The organism is Methylobacter arcticus (genome assembly GCF_050917435.1).
Taxonomy (GTDB): Bacteria; Pseudomonadota; Gammaproteobacteria; order Methylococcales; family Methylomonadaceae; genus Methylobacter_A; species Methylobacter_A titanis.
Genome location: NZ_CP159583.1, coordinates 1,721,377 through 1,738,319 on the forward strand (window position 1 = coordinate 1,721,377; position 16,943 = coordinate 1,738,319).

The window sequence follows — 16,943 nt, forward strand, 5'->3', positions numbered from 1 at the left end:
GAGTATTATGAAAAAACAAATCGTACTGCTTTTGTACACTTTGGGCTTTTCTCAAGTTCATGCAGAAATTATTAAATGTAAGGATGTATCAGGTTTAGTTCAATACGCAAGCACTGAAACTCAGCAAGGACAGCAAGAAATTCAGTCACTAAAAGATAAAGGAATGGTATGCGATAACATTGACAAACGTACCCCTGAGCAAAAACTCATCGATGCCAAGGCTTATAAAGAACGGCTCAGGATTGAAAATGAGTTAGCGAGGGAACGTTATACCGACACAGTAAAAGCCACTGCGAAATTTTTAGATGATGTCGATGAAGAAAGGAAAAAGGATAAAAGGCGCTAATTGCCCTACGCATTAGGCATGCCGTAACAAGCAAGAATAACTGGGGTCAGAGCAGAATAACTGGGGTCAGAGTAAAGTTAAATGCCTAACCCAGCGCTCAACCGGAGCGCGGTTATACTACGGTTTTGTTTTTTCAGCTTTCCGAGCCGCGCCCGGTTAGCTCTACGTTATACACCACGTCCCAATATCCGGTATTTGGTGTCAGTTTCACTGGAAATCCAAACCGTCCAATGCACTTCCATCGTCGGTGCTCCGCCACGTTCCCCGCCCATAAAATCGGGTCGCCACGTCAACGGCAAAACATAGGCTGGCGGAAATTCTTTGAACAATGCAGAGCGTTTCTTTGCGTGCCAGTATTGCGACTTCAAAACCATTGCTACCGTTCCGGCCTGAGTCAGGGCGTGCCGAATAAAATCCTCGCTCACGTTGAACGGCGGGTTGGTAATGATCGCGTCGCAATCTCGGCTTTCTGTCAAAAAATCCACGCCGCCCTCGCCATAGCCTGTTTCTCTCAGGTCGCTACAAATCACATCATGCACATACATTTTTAGCACTTCAGCCATTGCGCCATCACCGCAAGCTGGTTCCCATATCCGGCAGTTATTAAAGTCCAAAAACCGCATAAGCGCGTGTGTTACGTCCGGCGGTGTTGGGTAGTAATCCAACTCCCTGCGCTTGTTGGTCGTGCTGCTATTAGCTAAATTCAGTGCTTTCATATAATCTCAAAAAAAAATGTATAACTCTTAGTTCAAGCGGAAAAGCCGCCCGAAGTTCGTTTGTTGTTAAAGTTCACCGTGTAGCGGCTTTCCGCTTAACACGGCGTTATACATCGTCATATCCAGTCATGTTTGCAACCTTAATTTTGCCAGCTTCTTCCTCATCCCATAAATATCCGGTCAATATGTCAATAATCTTGTTTGGTGATCCGGCGCACATATTAGCTAATGTGGAGACTAAGTAATTGGCTGTCCTATATTCCCGTTCTTGCGCTAATTCTTGCTCTGTTTTCATTTATAACGCCTCATTATTCGGGTGCATCCTGTCTTCGGCGCATTCTTCGCACAATGGGCCAAGTGAGCCTTGATGTTCAAATTCAGGTTCAAGATAGATGGAATCCTCTTCGCATCGTCCTGTAGGCTGATCGCAGGAAACACATAATTGCCTGGTTCCAGGATATTCTCTTGCATTAATTCGGTTATGTTCGCATTGCGTATAAACTGTCATATGTTAATCCCACGTATAACCATGCGCTCAACCGGAGCGCTCGGATGCGACGGATTCATTGCTTGTCTTCCCGGTGTCGCGCCCGGTTAGCTCTGCGTTAGGCAGTTAAAAGGAAGCATGAGTAGATATTCTATTACCATAGGCGATAAGACCTTTGGCTCAAAGTCCAAAGCGTTGGCATTTTACAAAGATATTTTAAATTCTTACGAAGTTGGCGAAACGTTAAATGACGAGGATTACACAAATGTTGTGGATCTCGTTTATATGGATTTTATTAGGGAAGAGATAAAGGCTTACGAATCAGAATGCGACGGCGAGAAAATAAACGTCATGCTTTTAGTCCAACAAATAAGGGAACAAATACAGGATTATGGATACGAAACTGGCGAACATATAAACTCTGTTAAAGTTGATTATCATCCAGAGTTTAGAAGTACAAAGTGTTTTTATTGTATGTATGGCAAAGAAAAACAGCTTTTTAGTTACCTACTTGCAATTAACGGCAGTGTATCCGACAGCCAACGCTTTTCAAGGGCTTGCCGTCACCTTGTCGCTGAACGGTTGCGTGAATTTAAAAAACAACGATTTGAAAATAGACCCGTCAAGTGTGCAATTACAAATGAAATTGTCGAGTGGGAAGAGTGCCAAATCGACCATAAGGCACCTTTAACATTTTCTGTTATCGTCAAAAGTTTCATCATCGCCCATAAAATCGATATAAGCAAAGTGGAATATATTTGTGAAGTCACAAAAGAACATTTTGCCGATCAGGAGCTTGCCGACAAATTCGATGCGTTTCATAAAGAGATGGCTGTCCTTAGAGTTCTTTCCACCAAACAAAACAATAAGCTATCAGGTGGGGCACGCATTAAACCAACCAAAAAAGATGGAACACTTACATAGTGTATAGATTGTTGGCCTAACCCTGAAAACACGGGGTCAAGTCTTGCAATCATGCATTCAGCCTAACAGGGCGCTCAACCGGAGCGCGGTTATAATGCGGTTTCATTGTTCAGCTTTCCGAGCCGCGCCCGGTTAGCTCCACGTTAGGCATACAGGAGTGTCATGATGCGCGAGACGATACCGAAAAAGACCAAAGATGCCCTACTCGACGAGTATGACCATCGCTGTGCTGTTTGTGGTGGCGACCGTCCACATCTACATCACATTGACGAAGACGCTTCGCACAACGAGCTATCAAATCTCTTGCCGCTGTGTCCAAACTGTCACCTTCGTGATCAGCACAACCCTACGCGAAAGATCGAGATTCCGAAACTGCAACTGTTCAGAAAATACAAAGATCCGGCAATCCTAAAGCCTCAGTTCCACCCGATTTACACCCGGCAACTTTTCCTTGAAACCGTTGTATCAGGCGAAGAAGATGTTGGTGAAATCCAAAGCCGAGTTGGGGAGCTTGTCGAACTTGTTCAATCATTGGAGATGGGCGAGTTCTATGGCAAGAGGCTCACCGAATTCATTGGCCCTCTAAATCGAGCGTTCACCATGTCGCTTGGTTCCAGCCCTGATCTGCGCTTCGAGGCACAACGACGTACCGCCAACCGAGACTACCGGCAAAAATTGATCGAAAATCGAGAGTCTGCGCGCGCACTTCTTATTGAGTTGCTTCGTTATCAGGTCTGGGCAAATGCCTAACCCGGCAATCGAGAGGGCGCAAAAGCGCGCAGCCCCTCACTTTTACGTTAGGTAGCAAAGACTATGAATATCTACCGCAAGCTATTTGAAATCTGGCCAATATCGACCCCGCAATCATTCACAGAGGCAGTGAGTACCCCTCCAAAAACGTCTGGTGAGTACATTACTGAAATTGCAGATGTAATAACTGTAATAACTGGTGTAATAACTGGGGTCAGGTACAAGTTATTTAAATAACTTGTACCTGACCCCAGTTATTACATATTGGCGGTTCTGCCTGATCGAAAGAAAGACACCGTTAAAGCTTTTTTGGCGGCTATTCCAGCGCCGCAAAAAGCCACTATCCAGCGGGTCTGCGTTGATATGTACGAAGGTTATAGCAACGCTGTTTATGAGGCCTTATCGGGGGTTGCGGTCATCGTTGATCGGTTTCATGTTGCCAAAAATTACCGCGGCTGCGCAGACAAGGCCAGAAAGCAGGAAATGCAGGTCCTTAAAAAGACCCTGTCCGATAAAGAGTATGCCGAACTCAAAGGCGTGATGTGGCTATTTCGGAAGCGTTGGGTGGATTTAACCGAGGAACAACAGGTGCCGCTGTTAATGTTGTTTCGTTATTCACCCATGCTTCAGCAAGTTTATATTTTCAGAGAAGTCATGACCTCTATTTTTAATAGACCCTTGACTAAAGCGCAGGCTGTAATAGAGCTGGAAGCCTGGATTAAACAGGCTCAAGAACTGGAACTGAGTTGCTTTGATTCGTTTGTGGGAACATTACGGAAGTGGATGGATGAAATCACCAATTATTTCATTCAACGGCAATCGAGTGGTTTTGTTGAGGGTCTCAATAACAAAATCAAAGTCATCAAACGGCGTTGTTATGGAATATATGACTTAGGTCGGCTATTCCAGCATATCTGGCTTGATGTTGAAGGTAGGCGGGTATTTGGCTATGCCTAACACTACACATGTAGTGGTCACCCCACGAAATCGGGAAGAGCCAAATAACTTGTACCTGACCCCAGTTATTAACGATTTGAAAATAGACCCGTCAAGTGTGCAATTACAAATGAAATTGTCGAGTGGGAAGAGTGCCAAATCGACCATAAGGCACCTTTAACATTTTCTGTTATCGTCAAAAGTTTCATCATCGCCCATAAAATCGATATAAGCAAAGTGGAATATATTTGTGAAGTCACAAAAGAACATTTTGCCGATCAGGAGCTTGCCGACAAATTCGATGCGTTTCATAAAGAGATGGCTGTCCTTAGAGTTCTTTCCACCAAACAAAACAATAAGCTATCAGGTGGGGCACGCATTAAACCAACCAAAAAAGATGGAACACTTACATAGTGTATAGATTGTTGGCCTAACCCTGAAAACACGGGGTCAAGTCTTGCAATCATGCATTCAGCCTAACAGGGCGCTCAACCGGAGCGCGGTTATAATGCGGTTTCATTGTTCAGCTTTCCGAGCCGCGCCCGGTTAGCTCCACGTTATAGCGTAGCGGGCACCATACAGGTATTGCTGGTTTTTTGTCATTCCAATCTAACGTGGCAATGATTGCATCGTGATTCTTTGTGCATTTCCAGTCAATTACCGTCTCGAATGAATCTGCTGTACCGCTTCCGCACAAGCATGGCGTGTATCTCTATCTTGCTCTTTCAGCGCTAATCGGATTGCGCTAAAGGCTGGACCGGCTTCCGGTAATTTTAGTTTTTGGCAAACTTCTTTTGCTTTTTCATCTACTGTTTTTGGCATTATTTAGTCCTCAAGTATAACTCTTAGTTCAAGTGCGACAATCCGCCATATACGAATTGTGCGGTTTCATCATTATTTTGTTGGCGGCTTGCGCCTTAACACGGCGTTATGCTTAAAAACAAATATTTACAATAGGAGATAGAAGATGGGACTATTTAGTAGTTTGTTTGGTAGCAAGAAATCTGAGAGTAATAGCAGCGCTAGTGTTGGTGTGGATGACTTGCTTAATGCATTGGATAATTACATTAATGATTACGAAGAAACAAATGGCAGAAAGCCAGAAACAATACTGTTGGATTTCAACATACACATTATGTTTGCCCAAGCGGGTGTCTATAAAACAAATAGATTTAACGGTATAAGGATAGAACCTATAGCAGGTATTGATGACGGGCTTACTTGGAAAGCGGTATAATTTTGTGTGTTTAGTTCCGTAGATACCGGGTTAGCTATAGCGTAACCCGACATTTATGGGCTTCGATGTGTCGGGTTACGTACGCTACGCTAACCCGACCTACATGGCTGCGGATAAGTTTAAACAATTAGCTGGGCTTGTTGATGAGGTTTTTCAGTTAATGCCTTCGGGCAAGCATATGGTTGGGCGAGCCTCGTAGGTCGGGTTAGCGATAGCGTAACCCGACAAAAGCATACATTTTACTGTCTATGTCGGGTTACGTTATCTCGCTACGCTCAATAAGCTAACCCGACCTACATGGCTGGGAAGACCAATTTTCTGGTTGCCGGTTCGGATGTGGGTGCAGCAAAAATCGCCGCCGCCACGGAAAAGGGTGTGCGGGTTATCAGTGAAGAGGAATATTTGGCGTTGTTGGGTAGGCCGGAATAAGACCACCCAAGCGTAGCGCGAGGTGGCGTTTCCGGATTCGCCTGTTTTCGCTGTTGCTCAAACCGGCTTATTCCGACCTACAGAACTGTGCTCGCTAAATAAAATTATTCCTGATCGTATGTATGTTGGCTTGCTCCCTACCGATGGTGGCGTAATCGAATTTACAGGATTTGGAATCGATATCAATTGATTGAGATCCGAAACGGGCTCAAACTCCGAGATGAAGCGTGGAAAAAAGAAGATGAATAAAAACCTACAACTTGCAGAAAAATATCTGTCGGTACTTTCGCAGCATGACTTAGCCAACATATACGATGGTTCGCCAGGGTATTCTGCTGTCTTTCTGCCATCGGTCAGTGAAAGCTACTTTAGTAGCAATATCCGCACTATGATTATAGGCAAAGAAACTCGCGGTTGGTATAACAATACGTGCAGCGGGAAATTAAACCAAAAGTTTGAGCTTGACGATGTTGTCACATCACAAGAAAGACATGCGAAGTTTCTCTCTGAACCTCATCCGAGGTCTAAATTCTTTCAATTTTATAGAAAAGCATGCGCAACCCTAAATGGCGAGAAAAAGTGCTCGGGCGAAAGCATTATCTGGTCAAATTTAATGTGCGTCAGCCATCACTCGAAAAGTCCCGTTAAGTCCAAATCGTTTGATGAAGTGAATACGCTTTCTAAAAAGCTTTTACTTGCACAAATCGAGGTGCTGCAACCCGAACTCATGTTATTCGTTACCGGCACATCGTATGATAAATACATCCGCGAATTCTTTCCGAACCGAGTAACAATAAAAGTAATCAAGCCGCGTAGCTTATGGCATTTTGATATTGATAGCGCTCAATGCTTTCGAACCAGTCACCCACAGTGGGGGAAGGGGGAAAAATATCGAGAGCAAGCGATGTCTTTGGCAATGGTTGAGATATAACAAACCTCCAAGCGGGACGGGGTTTGCACCCCGTCCCTAACGTTTTTACAATGTTTGATTTAAATGGCTACAGTTAACCAACGCAAAATATTTTGGACGCGGCAATATGCCCTGTTCGGCGGTGAGAAGATATTAACGTGACTGAATTATATGAAATCCTACAGCAGCAAAAGGCCAGCATTCTGGATATTGCCAAACATTACCACGCCGTCAACGTCCGCGTGTTTGGCTCGGTTATTCGCGGCGAAGAACGCGAAGACAGCGATATTGATTTATTGGTCGATTTTTTACCCGGCACAACGCTTTTGGATCAGGTCGGCCTGATTGATGCGTTATCGACCGCACTGGGTCGCAAGGTCGAGATAGTCAGCGAGCGGGCATTGAACAAGCATTTGCGTCAGCAGATTTTGCAAGAAGCTGTTCCTCTAGGAAAGATCGGTTTATCTTTACTGCTGCGGCACCGGAGCGAGTAGCCTGGATGGAGCTTGCGGAATCCAGGGCTTCGTTGCTCAGATCACCCCGTATTTCGTAAGCTACATACGGTCTACGCTTGAAATTAGCCCCAGCGCCCGGTCAATTTCCTCAAGCGTATTATAAAAATGCGGCGAAAATCGTATGCCGCCGCCGCGCAAGGCGCAAACCACGCCGTTGTCCTGCAAATATTTATATAACACCTCGTTTGCAACCGTCCGGTGTTTAAAGATAACAATGCCGGATTTCAGCCGACTTTGCTTCGCCGACAATAAAACCAACTGTCCGTTTTTATCAATGGCATCCTTTAAATAATCGGATTTTTCTAAAACCAGCGCTTCGACCGCAGCCATGCCTTTTTCCAGCAATAAAGACAAACTGGCGGAAAAAGCATGGATGCCCAGCATATTGGGGCTGCCGCATTCAAAACGACGGGCAGTGGGGTGAACTTCCCACGGTTGGTTTTCATAATTATGGATGTCTTTCATCATGTGCCAGCCGTATTGGGTCAGCTTTAGCTTGTCCCTGGCCTTGGGCGTGGTGTAAAAAACGCCCAAACCTTCAGGGCCGAACATCCACTTATGACCGTCGGCCATGACAAAATCTGCCTGATAAGCCTGCACATCAAACTGTACCGCACCCAGACTCTGGATAGCGTCAATACAAAATAAAATGCCGCGCCGCTTGCAGAATTCGCCGATTCTTTCCAAGTCCATACGCAGCCCCGAGGCAAATTGTATGGAACTGATGGTCAATAATCGCGTGTTGTCGTCTACCAGCGCAAATAAAGCATCCTCAGGTGTGTCAGCGCTGTGTAAATCAGCCTGACGAAATTCCACACCCTGATCGGCCAAGGATTCCCAAGGCAATCTGTTGGAGGGGAATTCTTCATTGCTGGACACAATGTTGTCGCCGGCCTGCCACGTTAAACCGTAGGCGACAAAGGACAGGGCTTCCGAGGTGTTTTTAACCAGCGCAATATCGTCAGCGGAGGGAGCATTTAATAAAATCTGCAATTGTGTGCGTAATTCGGCTTCCTTGTTCAGCCAGTCTGGATAAAAGTGTGAGCCGTAACGGGTGTTTTGTTCTGCAAACTTGATTACCGCCGCGCCGGTTCTTTTAGGCCAGGGTCCTACAGCGGCATGGTTAAGATAAATTAATGCGTCGGTTAGGGGGAATTCGGGGTGTTTCATAGTTTCAATCATCATGGTGGTTAGGATGACGGCAATCTAATCGCAAACGTTGGAGTTTGCAAGTTCACCCATAACCTACAAACTGTTTAGGGAGCGGTTTTAGACGACGAATCGGAAAACTGCATAATACGTGCAGTCAGCTTTTTTGCAAGTGCGTTAATGCCTCGCTGAGTCACTTTTTGATGCGTGCCTTTGAGTTCAATGGGAAAGTCTCCTGCGAGGTTTTGGGTCTTTACATTGACCAAGTGCGCCATTAAATACGAAAACAAAAAACTGGGTTTGCTATGTATGCCAACGACTATCCAGTCCGCGCCGGACTGCTTGCCCAGTTTGGCGGCAACGTCATTAAAATTGAACAGATAGCCCACACCGGCGGTTGCGGCATTCTGGTCGTTGACGCTCACTTGAACAATTTCAAAATCGCCAAGTTTGCTGATAGCCTGCTCAAGCAAGGGTTTCATGGAGGCGGTGCGGGTCAATTCCTCCGGTACATTCGGTAATGAAGTGATGTCATGTAACTCAAAGTTTAAAACGGCTATGCGGGGAGCTGCATTCACCGGATGACTAAAAGCCAGATAAACAAACAGTATTAAGCCAATAAGTTTCATGGTATTTTCCCCGTTAAAATTATTGCACCGGCACCACGCGATCATCGCTCAGGAAGCTGATGTCTGCGTATTGGCACACGCCTTCTTTATGCTGAAAAAGACTGACGGCAATCAGCCAGACTTTAACGATGTTGCCCGGCAGTGGCTCGCCTATGGCGTTGATGTAGTCCTGATAAACGTCCCGCTCTTCATTAAGCCATTCGCCTAATCCTTGCTGACCGGAACGGATCACGACATGGGTCTCGCGGTGAGTCCAGGTCGGTATCGGGCATCGATAGACCGTTTCGGGCGGCAGTTCGGCGCTCCAGTAATAGGTGATGTCCTGGCCGTTATCGAATTCGACCGCGATGCTTAAATAGTCGTGGGTGGGCAGGGTGTCTTCCCGCACTGATGAGGGCAAAACATCTATTTTCCATGACCAACGCAAACGGGTATTCGGTTTAAAGGGCAGGAAAACCGACTTTTGCAACAGGCCTGTGTCATTGTGCGTATGACAGCAGATTGCCGATTCTTTCACCGGCACTGCACGGGACTGATAAACTTCCGCAGGCCCGGTGAACCATAGATAATCCCAGCCTTCCGGCGTAATAACCGGCGAAACCAGCCGGTCGATTTCCATTGCGATCAGGTTGTTTGCGTCGCCGTATTCGGCAAGGTTTTTTAAGCCATCCAACGTATCGACCTGCCAGCGGATAAGCAGCACGGCCAGATTGCCGGTGACCATATCGTACACTTCATCAGGAGTTACCAGTTCTCCGGTTTTGCTAGACCATTCCCCCGGAAAATAGCTGGCCAGATAAAGCCGTCCCGGTTGCTCTACGGTAAAGCTATGGCTGTCACGGGTGCCACGGAATATCTCGCCGCCCTTACCGATACGAAACCACAGCTGAAAATTGGGTTCCAGGGTTATGGGCAGGTCTTTAAACCGGGTTAGCCCGGCTGTGAAAGAAGTAAAGCTATCGCCCGCTTCAATATCAAGGCCGGTATCTAGCCAGGGCTTCTGGTCGGATGGAAGATCAAAAAAGCGATGCTCGTAAATAATATCCTTAGCGATATTGCCCAGCAATTGGGTAAAGCGCGATTTAAATTCAATAATATCCATGGTGTGTCCCTTGTTGGTAAGGCTCATAAAAATCAGCTGGAAGGATTATAATCAGATAACCACACTAAAATCTTGTATGAACTGGCTATGTTAAAACTTTATCCTGCATATATGCGCTTGTTTATCTGGCGAGGTCGGTCGCTTTATTTCGGCCCGTCGGTAAAATTGGATGTGCACGCTTATGCAACGGTGGTGTTGCATGTGGGCATCTACCGGCCTTTCAGGATAAAAATTGCTAACGGTGCATGGCAAAGCTGCCGCTGTGCGATTGTGCCTGCCGATACCCCGCATGAACTTGATTTTGAAGGCGGCATCCACGGCAAGTTATTTATCGAAAGGGACAGTTCCGACTATCTGTATTTCAAGCGCCGGTTTGCTTGCCCTGAGCAATCGTCGGCATTATTTCAGGATGACGAACTGATCGATGAACTGCGCTGGATGTATGAAATGGATCCTGATAAAACTGTTATTGAAAGCTGTCTGGACGACTTGTTGCGCTGTGATGGAGAGTTGAATTTAGTGCTCGATCCGCGCATACAGACCGCTATCGACCTGATCTGCGACGAGCCGGATTGCAATTTTTCGCAAGAATATTTGGCGGATAGGGCCGATCTTTCACCGTCCCGATTTTTGCATCTGTTTAAACAGCATACCGATGTCCCATATCGGCGTTTCAGGACATGGAAGCGGCTGTTTTTAGCGTTGGAAAGTTTAAATGCCGTTGATAATATGACCATAGCCGCGCTGGATGCCGGGTTTGCCGATGCGACCCATTTCAGTCACAGCTTTCGCGATAACTTCGGCATAAATCCGGCTTATGTATTCCGGGGCATTAATCGTTTTGAGGTTTAAGCGCTCAACTTATCGGGATTATTCGGCGATAATACCCACTTAATTATAATAATAAACAACAGGAACAAAGTGTTATGTCCGCGTGGTTAGCTTCATCCATTTTATCAAAAGACAGAATTATTGCGAAACCCGGTTTTAACCGCTGGCTGGTGGCTCCGGCTGCGTTGGCGGTGCATCTGTGTATCGGTCAGGTTTACGCATTCAGTGTTTTTAATCTGCCGTTGACCAAGGTGCTGGGCGTGACTCAATCGTTGCCGGAAGACTGGAAACTGACCACATTGGGCTGGATATTCAGCCTGGCTATCGTATTTTTAGGGCTGTCGGCTGCATTCGCCGGAAAATGGCTGGAGAAAGTCGGGCCGCGTGTCACCATGTTTTGCTCGGCGCTTTGCTTTAGCGGCGGCTTTTTTATTGCGGCGGCTGGCGTAGAGCTGCATTCAATCTGGCTGCTGTATCTGGGTTACGGCGTTTTGGGCGGTATCGGTTTGGGGCTGGGCTATGTGTCGCCGGTGTCGACATTGATCAAATGGTTTCCTGACCGGCGCGGCATGGCGACCGGCTTGGCCATTATGGGTTTTGGCGGCGGCGCAATGATAGGCGCGCCGTTAAGCGTGCTGTTGATGAAGCATTTCTCGTCGGGGACCTCGGTTGGAGTTGCCGAGACTTTTATGACCATGGGCGGGATTTACCTGGTTTTTATGATGATTGGCGCTTTCAGTATTCGTTTGCCGGAAGAGGGTTGGTTACCGGTAAATTTTCAGCCGGATATGCGTAAAAGCAAGTTGATAACGGACAAGCATGTGCACGTTGAGCAGGTGCTTAAAACACCGCAGTTTTATCTGTTGTGGATGGTGTTATGCCTGAATGTGACAGCCGGAATCGGTGTGCTGGGTCAGGCTTCTGCGATGAGCCAGGAGATGTTCAAGGATCAGATTACGCCCGAAAAAGCCGCCGCGTTTGTTGGCACGCTCAGTTTCTTCAACATGGGCGGGCGGTTTTTCTGGTCTACCCTTTCCGATTATCTGGGCAGAAAAAACGTTTATTTCACCTTTTTCATGCTGGGCTGCGTACTTTATTCCATTGTGCCTTATACCGGACGAATGAATAATGTGATGCTGTTTATGGGCTGTTACGCGGTAATTATGAGCATGTACGGCGGTGGATTTTCAACCATACCGGCTTATTTGGCCGATATTTTCGGCACAAAATACGTCGGCGCTATTCATGGCCGATTGTTAACTGCCTGGGCCACGGCGGGGGTTGCAGGGCCGGTTCTGGTGAATTATCTCCGGGAAAGCCAGATTGCGCAGGGTGTGCCTAAAGCCGACGCCTATAACATGACCATGCAGATCATGGCTGGGTTATTGGTGGTGGGATTTTTTTGTAATCTGGCGATCAAGGCGGTCGATGAGAAACATCATCTCAAGCATGATGAAGTGCGTGATGAGTATGATGCACCGTAGCCGAAGAGTCTCTTGATTCTACCGGCCCCGAGAACCGCGTGTGGCTCTCTAGTTGAGAACTTCAGCAAGGCTTACCCTGTCTATGTGTTGATGGCTCAACGCTGTTGGCCATTGACATTGAGTGTAACAATATTCTGGAAATACGGTTGAATAGCGGTTATTATCAAAATATCGATTTTATTGCTGTTTGCAGAGTTCTCAGCTGCCGATAGTTTAAAATTTTTTTTAAAAATTGATCGTTATTTTTACTAGGCATCTTTCCTAAATAATCACTACGGTATTGACCTGGGGCTAAATACCACTTCCACCTGTTCCAGTGAATATACCTTAGCGCGTCAAGATTGCTACCGCAACAGCGAAGCCAAGCGCAACGGGCTAAGGATAAAAAGCGTGTTAAAGCGATTCACGCCAAGATTAAGAAGTGACGCAAGGATGCGATCCATAAATTCAGCAATAAGCTGGTTAAAGAAAACCGTTTAATCGTCGTTGGCAATGTCAGCGCGTCCGGCCTTGCAAAAACTAAAATGGCAAAATCCGTTTTAGATGCAAGCTGGGCGATGCTGAAAACACAACTTGAATATAAGTCGATAGCGACGCAAGGCGTGTTTATAGAGGTCAACGAGTCGTACACTACCCAAGCCTGTTCGTGCTGCGGCTGTATAAGCGCCAGTAGTCTGAAAGGTAGAGCAGGACTTGGAATAAGAGAATCGACTTGTGCTGAGTGTGGCACCACGCATGATAGAGATATTAATGCGGCAAAGAACATTCTAGCGCTTGGGCATAAGCGTCTAGCGGTAGGAATCCCCGTCCTTTAGGTCGGGGGAGGATGTCAAGCTACCCATTAATGAACTGAATTTTCCATACAGGGTTATATAATAATGAAAAATGCACCGTTAGATCCTTCGCAACTTTATAAGCCATGCAATGTTGAACAATTAAAATTCAGCTCCACCGAGGAACTTGAGGATATTGATATTGCCGTCGGCCAACAACGCGCTGTGGAAGCCGTCAAATTAGGCATCCGTATGCATAAAAACGGCTACAACATCTTCGCGATGGCACCCTCAGGCACCGGTAAATTGACCACGGTTCGACAGTTGGTTGAACATGAAGCCAGTCGGCAAGATATTCCTTCGGACTGGTGTTATGTCAATAATTTTAGTCAGTCGGCTAAACCTGCGGCGATTAAATTTATGCCGGGGCACGGTAAAATTTTTCAGCAGGATATGGCGCAGTTGATTGACGAGCTGAGTATCGCCATATCCGCGGCGTTTGACGGTGACGAATACCGTTCAAGAACGGGTGAACTTGAAAGTGAGTCGCGGCAACGGGAAATAAATGAACTTAGTCGCTTACGTGAAGAGGCAGCCAATGCGCATATTATTCTGACAGAAACGGCAACCGGTTACGCCTTTTCCCCTGCCGATGAAAATAACGAAATTATCAGCCCCGAGCAGTTTAATAAGTTCGATAAAGACAAGCAGCATGAAATTCAGAAAACTATTTTCGACTTGCAAGAACGCTTGGCAAAATTAATAAAAAACTTTCCTATCTGGCGTAAGGAAACAAAACGCAAACTGCAAGCGCTCAACCGCGAAGTTGCCGAGTTGGCTGTCAATCATTCTATAGACGAACTGATCGAAAAATACGCCAAACAGGAGGCAGTTCTTAGGTATCTTAATGATGTTCAAAAAGATATTATTGAGCATGTCCTGGATTTTCTTCCGCACAGCGAAAAAGTTTTTCCTTTTATGGAAATGTCGCAGGAAACTAATCCGTTTAAACGTTATAACGTTAACCTGATGGTGGATTTCAGCAACAAGAAATCGGCTCCGGTTATTTACGAAGATCATCCGAATTACAGTAATCTCGTCGGTCGTATCGATCATCAGGCTTACATGGGTTCGCTCGTCACCGATTTCACCATGATCAAACCCGGCGCACTGCATAAAGCCAATGGCGGTTACCTGATTATCGATGCCAGAAAACTGCTGTTTCAACCGTATGCCTGGGAAACGCTAAAAAGAACCCTGCAATCTGGCGAAATCCGTATTGAATCGCTGGAACGGGCGCTAAGTCTAATCAGCGCCTCATCGCTGGAACCGGAACCCATACCGCTTAATGTAAAGCTCATCCTGCTGGGTGAGCCGCTGATTTATTATTTGTTATGCCAATATGATCCGGAGTTCCACGATCTGTTTAAAATCGCAGCCGATTTTGACGAATCGGTTTCCAGAAACGATGGTAGCTCTGACTATGCCCGTTTACTGGCGACTATCGCCCGTCGAGAGAAGTTACGGCCGTTGAGCCAAAACGCAGTCGCCAGGGTTATAGAGCACAGTTCCAGAATGGCCGGTGATGCAGAAAAGCTGTTAACCCATCTGCGCAGTATTACCGACTTGCTGACGGAATCGGACTATTGGGCGGAAAATAATGGTCACGAGCATATTACCAACAGCGATGTGCAGCAGGCGATTGACCATAAAATTCACCGATTGGATAAACTCAGGGAAAAGCTGTATGAGCATATACACCGTGGTACGGTATTAGTTGACACAGAAGGTAAGGTTACCGGCCAAGTCAACGGTCTTTCGGTATTGCAGCTGGGTGAGTTTAGCTTTGGGCAACCGGCCAGAATCACCGCAACCACCCGTTTAGGTAACGGAAAAGTGGTGGATATTGAGCGTGAAACTGAATTGGGCGGTGCCATTCATTCAAAAGGCGTATTGATATTATCGAGTTTTATTGCCGCCCGGTATTCCCGGAAAACGCCATTCTCGATCTCGGCCAGTTTGGTATTTGAACAATCCTATGGGCACATTGAGGGCGACAGTGCTTCATTGGCTGAGCTTTGCGCCATTTTATCGTCGATTGCCCAAATTCCGTTACGGCAGGATCTTGCTATCACCGGCTCGGTCAATCAACTGGGGAATGTGCAGCCGATAGGCGGAGTTAATGAAAAAATTGAAGGGTTCTTCGATATTTGCGCTAAAAAAGGACTAACCGGTACTCAGGGCGTTATCATTCCCGCCACCAACATTAAACATTTAATGCTACGCTGGGATGTGGTTCATGCCGCTCAATCCGGTCAATTCAATATCTATGCGGTAAAAACCGTAGATGATGCAATTGAGTTACTGACAGGAATGGAAGCAGGGGCGGTCAACGAGCAACAAGGTACCTATCTGCCAAAATCATTTAACGGTCAAGTTGAAGCCCAGCTGTTGCAATTTACCAAGATCAAAAAGGAGTTTAGTGCTAAATCCGAAGATTAGACGGTAGTTGAGTAGGTTGAGTTGCATTTTTCCCCAACCCAACCTAACACATTGCCGCTATGAAGGTTAGCCTGAAAAGCGTTAACACAGACGTCCTGGTCCCGACGTAAGCGGCTAACCCAGCCTACTCAACGCCCGATTAATGCAGAGCTTAAGGTATTTGCTAAAGTGTCATTGCCGCGGGCTTTGACATAATCGATCACCACCGGAATAAATTGTTGCACCATCTGAGGCGACATGCCCTGCTGCTGAAAAGAGGAAACCACAGAAAGCAAATTCCCCGCCGTTCCACCTGAAGCCCCTGTTATTGAAGATAATTTTCCCGCCCAACCGCCCTGCTGCGTTTGGGCAGGTACAGCCCCCAGCATTTCTTGCATACCCGGAACCGACTGTTCCAGCTGGGAAAACGAGTCTGCCTGCATGGTTTTTTTAGCAACCTGAAACAAAGCGCCTGCGCCTCCTTGAGCCTGGGCCTCGGTTACGCCGGTGCGTTGTGTCAATAACTCGGTCAAACTGCCGGTTGGCAGTGGCTGGGCCGCATTAACAGTCTGTTGACCCGGCTGCAATGCTGGGCCTGCATTATTCGTCTGACCATTGACGTTGCTGTTGACAGCATTAAGCACATCCTTCCAATTTGCGGCATCGGCATTGTTGACCAACGCTATAGAAAAGGCCAGTGACGCACATAGCGTTAGCATTGTTTTTTGCTGCATAGTTTTCTCTTGTTGAGTTGAAGCCTGATTTGAAAGCCCGATAATATCGGATAAAACTTACAGTGTAATTAAGCCCTATGGCTCTATGCTCTGAAACCCTTTGGGTTGGAGCCGTATTCATTTTCGCTGGACTCGCTGTCTTGCACCATAAAGACAAAACAGATAATGGTGCCGATGAGCGGTATCAATCCAATGAGTAGCCACCAGCCGCTACGGCCAGTATCATGGAGTCGGCGCACTGACACGGCTATGCTTGGAATTAAGACTGCAATCGTATAAATGCCGCCTAACAGACCTACACCTGTTTCGGGGTTAAAACTGCCTGTCAGTCCGTCGATAGCGCTAAGAATCATACTGATAATGATGTTGAACAAGAAGAAGAACCAATATTCCTTCCGCCTCGCTCTTCCGTCAAAAACGGCATATTTTTTTAAAACGTCGAGATACCAGTTCATTTTTTGCTCCATTTTTGATTGCGTTTATTGAATTTGATAGGGACGCCCTGGGGGA

The 16,943-nt window shown here is 46.5% G+C and carries 22 protein-coding genes; 13 read left to right on the forward strand and 9 right to left on the reverse strand.

Annotation, left to right across the window (positions count from 1 at the left end; genetic code table 11):
• Positions 1 to 7 precede the first annotated feature (7 nt).
• A complete protein-coding gene (locus ABXJ76_RS08325) occupies positions 8 to 346 on the forward strand; it encodes a hypothetical protein (RefSeq protein ID WP_432745961.1) in 339 nt (112 codons plus the stop codon).
• 167 nt (positions 347 to 513) lie between these two features.
• Here the strand turns inward: ABXJ76_RS08325 and ABXJ76_RS08330 are convergent, their stop codons facing one another.
• The 3 genes from ABXJ76_RS08330 to ABXJ76_RS08340 all read right to left on the reverse strand — a co-directional run bounded on the left by ABXJ76_RS08330 (position 514) and on the right by ABXJ76_RS08340 (position 1,570).
• A complete protein-coding gene (locus ABXJ76_RS08330; protein WP_432745963.1) occupies positions 514 to 1,062 on the reverse strand; it encodes a hypothetical protein in 549 nt (182 codons plus the stop codon).
• A 106-nt stretch (positions 1,063 to 1,168) separates the two neighbouring features.
• Positions 1,169 to 1,357, reverse strand: coding sequence for a hypothetical protein (locus tag ABXJ76_RS08335; RefSeq protein ID WP_432745965.1), 189 nt, complete (start codon positions 1,355 to 1,357; stop codon positions 1,169 to 1,171).
• Entirely contained in the window at positions 1,358 to 1,570 is a 213-nt protein-coding gene (locus tag ABXJ76_RS08340) for a hypothetical protein (protein ID WP_432745966.1), read from the reverse strand.
• Positions 1,571 to 1,687: 117 nt separating this feature from the next.
• Between ABXJ76_RS08340 and ABXJ76_RS08345 the strand changes: the two genes are divergently transcribed.
• The 4 genes from ABXJ76_RS08345 to ABXJ76_RS08360 all read left to right on the forward strand — a co-directional run bounded on the left by ABXJ76_RS08345 (position 1,688) and on the right by ABXJ76_RS08360 (position 4,573).
• A complete protein-coding gene (locus ABXJ76_RS08345) occupies positions 1,688 to 2,473 on the forward strand; it encodes a DUF3223 domain-containing protein (protein WP_432745968.1) in 786 nt (261 codons plus the stop codon).
• Between the two features lie 162 nt (positions 2,474 to 2,635).
• Positions 2,636 to 3,223 carry an HNH endonuclease gene (locus tag ABXJ76_RS08350; protein WP_432745970.1) on the forward strand — a complete coding sequence of 196 codons (588 nt, stop codon included), beginning with the start codon at positions 2,636 to 2,638 and terminating at the stop codon, positions 3,221 to 3,223.
• A gap of 264 nt (positions 3,224 to 3,487) precedes the next feature.
• The gene (locus ABXJ76_RS08355; RefSeq protein ID WP_432745972.1) at positions 3,488 to 4,180 is read left to right on the forward strand and encodes an ISL3 family transposase; all 693 of its coding nucleotides are present in this window, start codon (positions 3,488 to 3,490) and stop codon (positions 4,178 to 4,180) included.
• Between the two features lie 216 nt (positions 4,181 to 4,396).
• On the forward strand, positions 4,397 to 4,573 hold the full coding sequence (locus tag ABXJ76_RS08360; protein ID WP_432745973.1) for a hypothetical protein: 177 nt from the start codon (positions 4,397 to 4,399) through the stop codon (positions 4,571 to 4,573).
• Positions 4,574 to 4,816: 243 nt separating this feature from the next.
• Here the strand turns inward: ABXJ76_RS08360 and ABXJ76_RS08365 are convergent, their stop codons facing one another.
• Positions 4,817 to 4,981, reverse strand: coding sequence for a hypothetical protein (locus ABXJ76_RS08365; protein WP_432745975.1), 165 nt, complete (start codon positions 4,979 to 4,981; stop codon positions 4,817 to 4,819).
• A gap of 145 nt (positions 4,982 to 5,126) precedes the next feature.
• Here ABXJ76_RS08365 and ABXJ76_RS08370 point away from each other — a divergent pair, with 145 nt between their 5' ends.
• The 4 genes from ABXJ76_RS08370 (at position 5,127) to ABXJ76_RS08385 (ending at position 7,229) form a co-directional block, all read left to right on the forward strand.
• Positions 5,127 to 5,396, forward strand: coding sequence for a hypothetical protein (locus tag ABXJ76_RS08370; protein WP_432745977.1), 270 nt, complete (start codon positions 5,127 to 5,129; stop codon positions 5,394 to 5,396).
• Positions 5,397 to 5,693: 297 nt separating this feature from the next.
• Positions 5,694 to 5,825: a hypothetical protein gene (locus ABXJ76_RS08375; protein WP_432745979.1), complete on the forward strand. Its 132-nt coding sequence runs from the start codon at positions 5,694 to 5,696 to the stop codon at positions 5,823 to 5,825.
• A 241-nt stretch (positions 5,826 to 6,066) separates the two neighbouring features.
• Positions 6,067 to 6,756: a hypothetical protein gene (locus ABXJ76_RS08380; RefSeq protein ID WP_432745981.1), complete on the forward strand. Its 690-nt coding sequence runs from the start codon at positions 6,067 to 6,069 to the stop codon at positions 6,754 to 6,756.
• A 137-nt stretch (positions 6,757 to 6,893) separates the two neighbouring features.
• A complete protein-coding gene (locus ABXJ76_RS08385) occupies positions 6,894 to 7,229 on the forward strand; it encodes a nucleotidyltransferase family protein (RefSeq protein WP_432745983.1) in 336 nt (111 codons plus the stop codon).
• A gap of 60 nt (positions 7,230 to 7,289) precedes the next feature.
• Here ABXJ76_RS08385 and ABXJ76_RS08390 read toward each other — a convergent pair whose 3' ends face one another.
• The 3 genes from ABXJ76_RS08390 to ABXJ76_RS08400 all read right to left on the reverse strand — a co-directional run bounded on the left by ABXJ76_RS08390 (position 7,290) and on the right by ABXJ76_RS08400 (position 10,130).
• Complete coding sequence (locus tag ABXJ76_RS08390) at positions 7,290 to 8,420, reverse strand: aminotransferase class V-fold PLP-dependent enzyme (protein ID WP_432745985.1); 1,131 nt, start codon at positions 8,418 to 8,420, stop codon at positions 7,290 to 7,292.
• 86 nt (positions 8,421 to 8,506) lie between these two features.
• Entirely contained in the window at positions 8,507 to 9,028 is a 522-nt protein-coding gene (locus tag ABXJ76_RS08395) for a DUF2380 domain-containing protein (RefSeq protein ID WP_432745987.1), read from the reverse strand.
• Between the two features lie 19 nt (positions 9,029 to 9,047).
• The gene (locus ABXJ76_RS08400) at positions 9,048 to 10,130 is read right to left on the reverse strand and encodes a DUF3047 domain-containing protein (RefSeq protein ID WP_432745989.1); all 1,083 of its coding nucleotides are present in this window, start codon (positions 10,128 to 10,130) and stop codon (positions 9,048 to 9,050) included.
• 87 nt (positions 10,131 to 10,217) lie between these two features.
• Here ABXJ76_RS08400 and ABXJ76_RS08405 point away from each other — a divergent pair, with 87 nt between their 5' ends.
• The 4 genes from ABXJ76_RS08405 (at position 10,218) to ABXJ76_RS08420 (ending at position 15,720) form a co-directional block, all read left to right on the forward strand.
• Positions 10,218 to 10,982 carry a helix-turn-helix domain-containing protein gene (locus ABXJ76_RS08405; protein WP_432745991.1) on the forward strand — a complete coding sequence of 255 codons (765 nt, stop codon included), beginning with the start codon at positions 10,218 to 10,220 and terminating at the stop codon, positions 10,980 to 10,982.
• 74 nt (positions 10,983 to 11,056) lie between these two features.
• Positions 11,057 to 12,445: an L-lactate MFS transporter gene (locus ABXJ76_RS08410; protein ID WP_432745993.1), complete on the forward strand. Its 1,389-nt coding sequence runs from the start codon at positions 11,057 to 11,059 to the stop codon at positions 12,443 to 12,445.
• A gap of 479 nt (positions 12,446 to 12,924) precedes the next feature.
• Entirely contained in the window at positions 12,925 to 13,260 is a 336-nt protein-coding gene (locus ABXJ76_RS08415) for an RNA-guided endonuclease InsQ/TnpB family protein (RefSeq protein WP_432746476.1), read from the forward strand.
• 63 nt (positions 13,261 to 13,323) lie between these two features.
• Complete coding sequence (locus tag ABXJ76_RS08420) at positions 13,324 to 15,720, forward strand: Lon protease family protein (RefSeq protein ID WP_432745995.1); 2,397 nt, start codon at positions 13,324 to 13,326, stop codon at positions 15,718 to 15,720.
• Positions 15,721 to 15,848: 128 nt separating this feature from the next.
• Here the strand turns inward: ABXJ76_RS08420 and ABXJ76_RS08425 are convergent, their stop codons facing one another.
• Both ABXJ76_RS08425 and ABXJ76_RS08430 read right to left on the reverse strand, forming a co-directional pair.
• The gene (locus ABXJ76_RS08425; protein WP_432745997.1) at positions 15,849 to 16,433 is read right to left on the reverse strand and encodes a DUF2780 domain-containing protein; all 585 of its coding nucleotides are present in this window, start codon (positions 16,431 to 16,433) and stop codon (positions 15,849 to 15,851) included.
• 83 nt (positions 16,434 to 16,516) lie between these two features.
• The gene (locus ABXJ76_RS08430) at positions 16,517 to 16,888 is read right to left on the reverse strand and encodes a DUF805 domain-containing protein (protein ID WP_432745999.1); all 372 of its coding nucleotides are present in this window, start codon (positions 16,886 to 16,888) and stop codon (positions 16,517 to 16,519) included.
• Between the last annotated feature and the right edge of the window lie 55 nt (positions 16,889 to 16,943).

Bases quoted from the DNA above. Each gene is read 5' to 3' on its own strand.
- ABXJ76_RS08325 (WP_432745961.1), top strand. From the start codon at position 8: ATGAAAAAACAAATCGTACTGCTTTTGTACACTTTGGGCTTTTCTCAA.
- ABXJ76_RS08330 (WP_432745963.1), bottom strand. From the start codon at position 1,062: ATGAAAGCACTGAATTTAGCTAATAGCAGCACGACCAACAAGCGCAGG.
- ABXJ76_RS08335 (WP_432745965.1), bottom strand. From the start codon at position 1,357: ATGAAAACAGAGCAAGAATTAGCGCAAGAACGGGAATATAGGACAGCC.
- ABXJ76_RS08340 (WP_432745966.1), bottom strand. From the start codon at position 1,570: ATGACAGTTTATACGCAATGCGAACATAACCGAATTAATGCAAGAGAA.
- ABXJ76_RS08345 (WP_432745968.1), top strand. From the start codon at position 1,688: ATGAGTAGATATTCTATTACCATAGGCGATAAGACCTTTGGCTCAAAG.
- ABXJ76_RS08350 (WP_432745970.1), top strand. From the start codon at position 2,636: ATGATGCGCGAGACGATACCGAAAAAGACCAAAGATGCCCTACTCGAC.
- ABXJ76_RS08365 (WP_432745975.1), bottom strand. From the start codon at position 4,981: ATGCCAAAAACAGTAGATGAAAAAGCAAAAGAAGTTTGCCAAAAACTA.
- ABXJ76_RS08370 (WP_432745977.1), top strand. From the start codon at position 5,127: ATGGGACTATTTAGTAGTTTGTTTGGTAGCAAGAAATCTGAGAGTAAT.
- ABXJ76_RS08375 (WP_432745979.1), top strand. From the start codon at position 5,694: ATGGCTGGGAAGACCAATTTTCTGGTTGCCGGTTCGGATGTGGGTGCA.
- ABXJ76_RS08380 (WP_432745981.1), top strand. From the start codon at position 6,067: ATGAATAAAAACCTACAACTTGCAGAAAAATATCTGTCGGTACTTTCG.
- ABXJ76_RS08390 (WP_432745985.1), bottom strand. From the start codon at position 8,420: ATGAAACACCCCGAATTCCCCCTAACCGACGCATTAATTTATCTTAAC.
- ABXJ76_RS08395 (WP_432745987.1), bottom strand. From the start codon at position 9,028: ATGAAACTTATTGGCTTAATACTGTTTGTTTATCTGGCTTTTAGTCAT.
- ABXJ76_RS08400 (WP_432745989.1), bottom strand. From the start codon at position 10,130: ATGGATATTATTGAATTTAAATCGCGCTTTACCCAATTGCTGGGCAAT.
- ABXJ76_RS08405 (WP_432745991.1), top strand. From the start codon at position 10,218: ATGTTAAAACTTTATCCTGCATATATGCGCTTGTTTATCTGGCGAGGT.
- ABXJ76_RS08410 (WP_432745993.1), top strand. From the start codon at position 11,057: ATGTCCGCGTGGTTAGCTTCATCCATTTTATCAAAAGACAGAATTATT.
- ABXJ76_RS08420 (WP_432745995.1), top strand. From the start codon at position 13,324: ATGAAAAATGCACCGTTAGATCCTTCGCAACTTTATAAGCCATGCAAT.
- ABXJ76_RS08425 (WP_432745997.1), bottom strand. From the start codon at position 16,433: ATGCAGCAAAAAACAATGCTAACGCTATGTGCGTCACTGGCCTTTTCT.
- ABXJ76_RS08430 (WP_432745999.1), bottom strand. From the start codon at position 16,888: ATGAACTGGTATCTCGACGTTTTAAAAAAATATGCCGTTTTTGACGGA.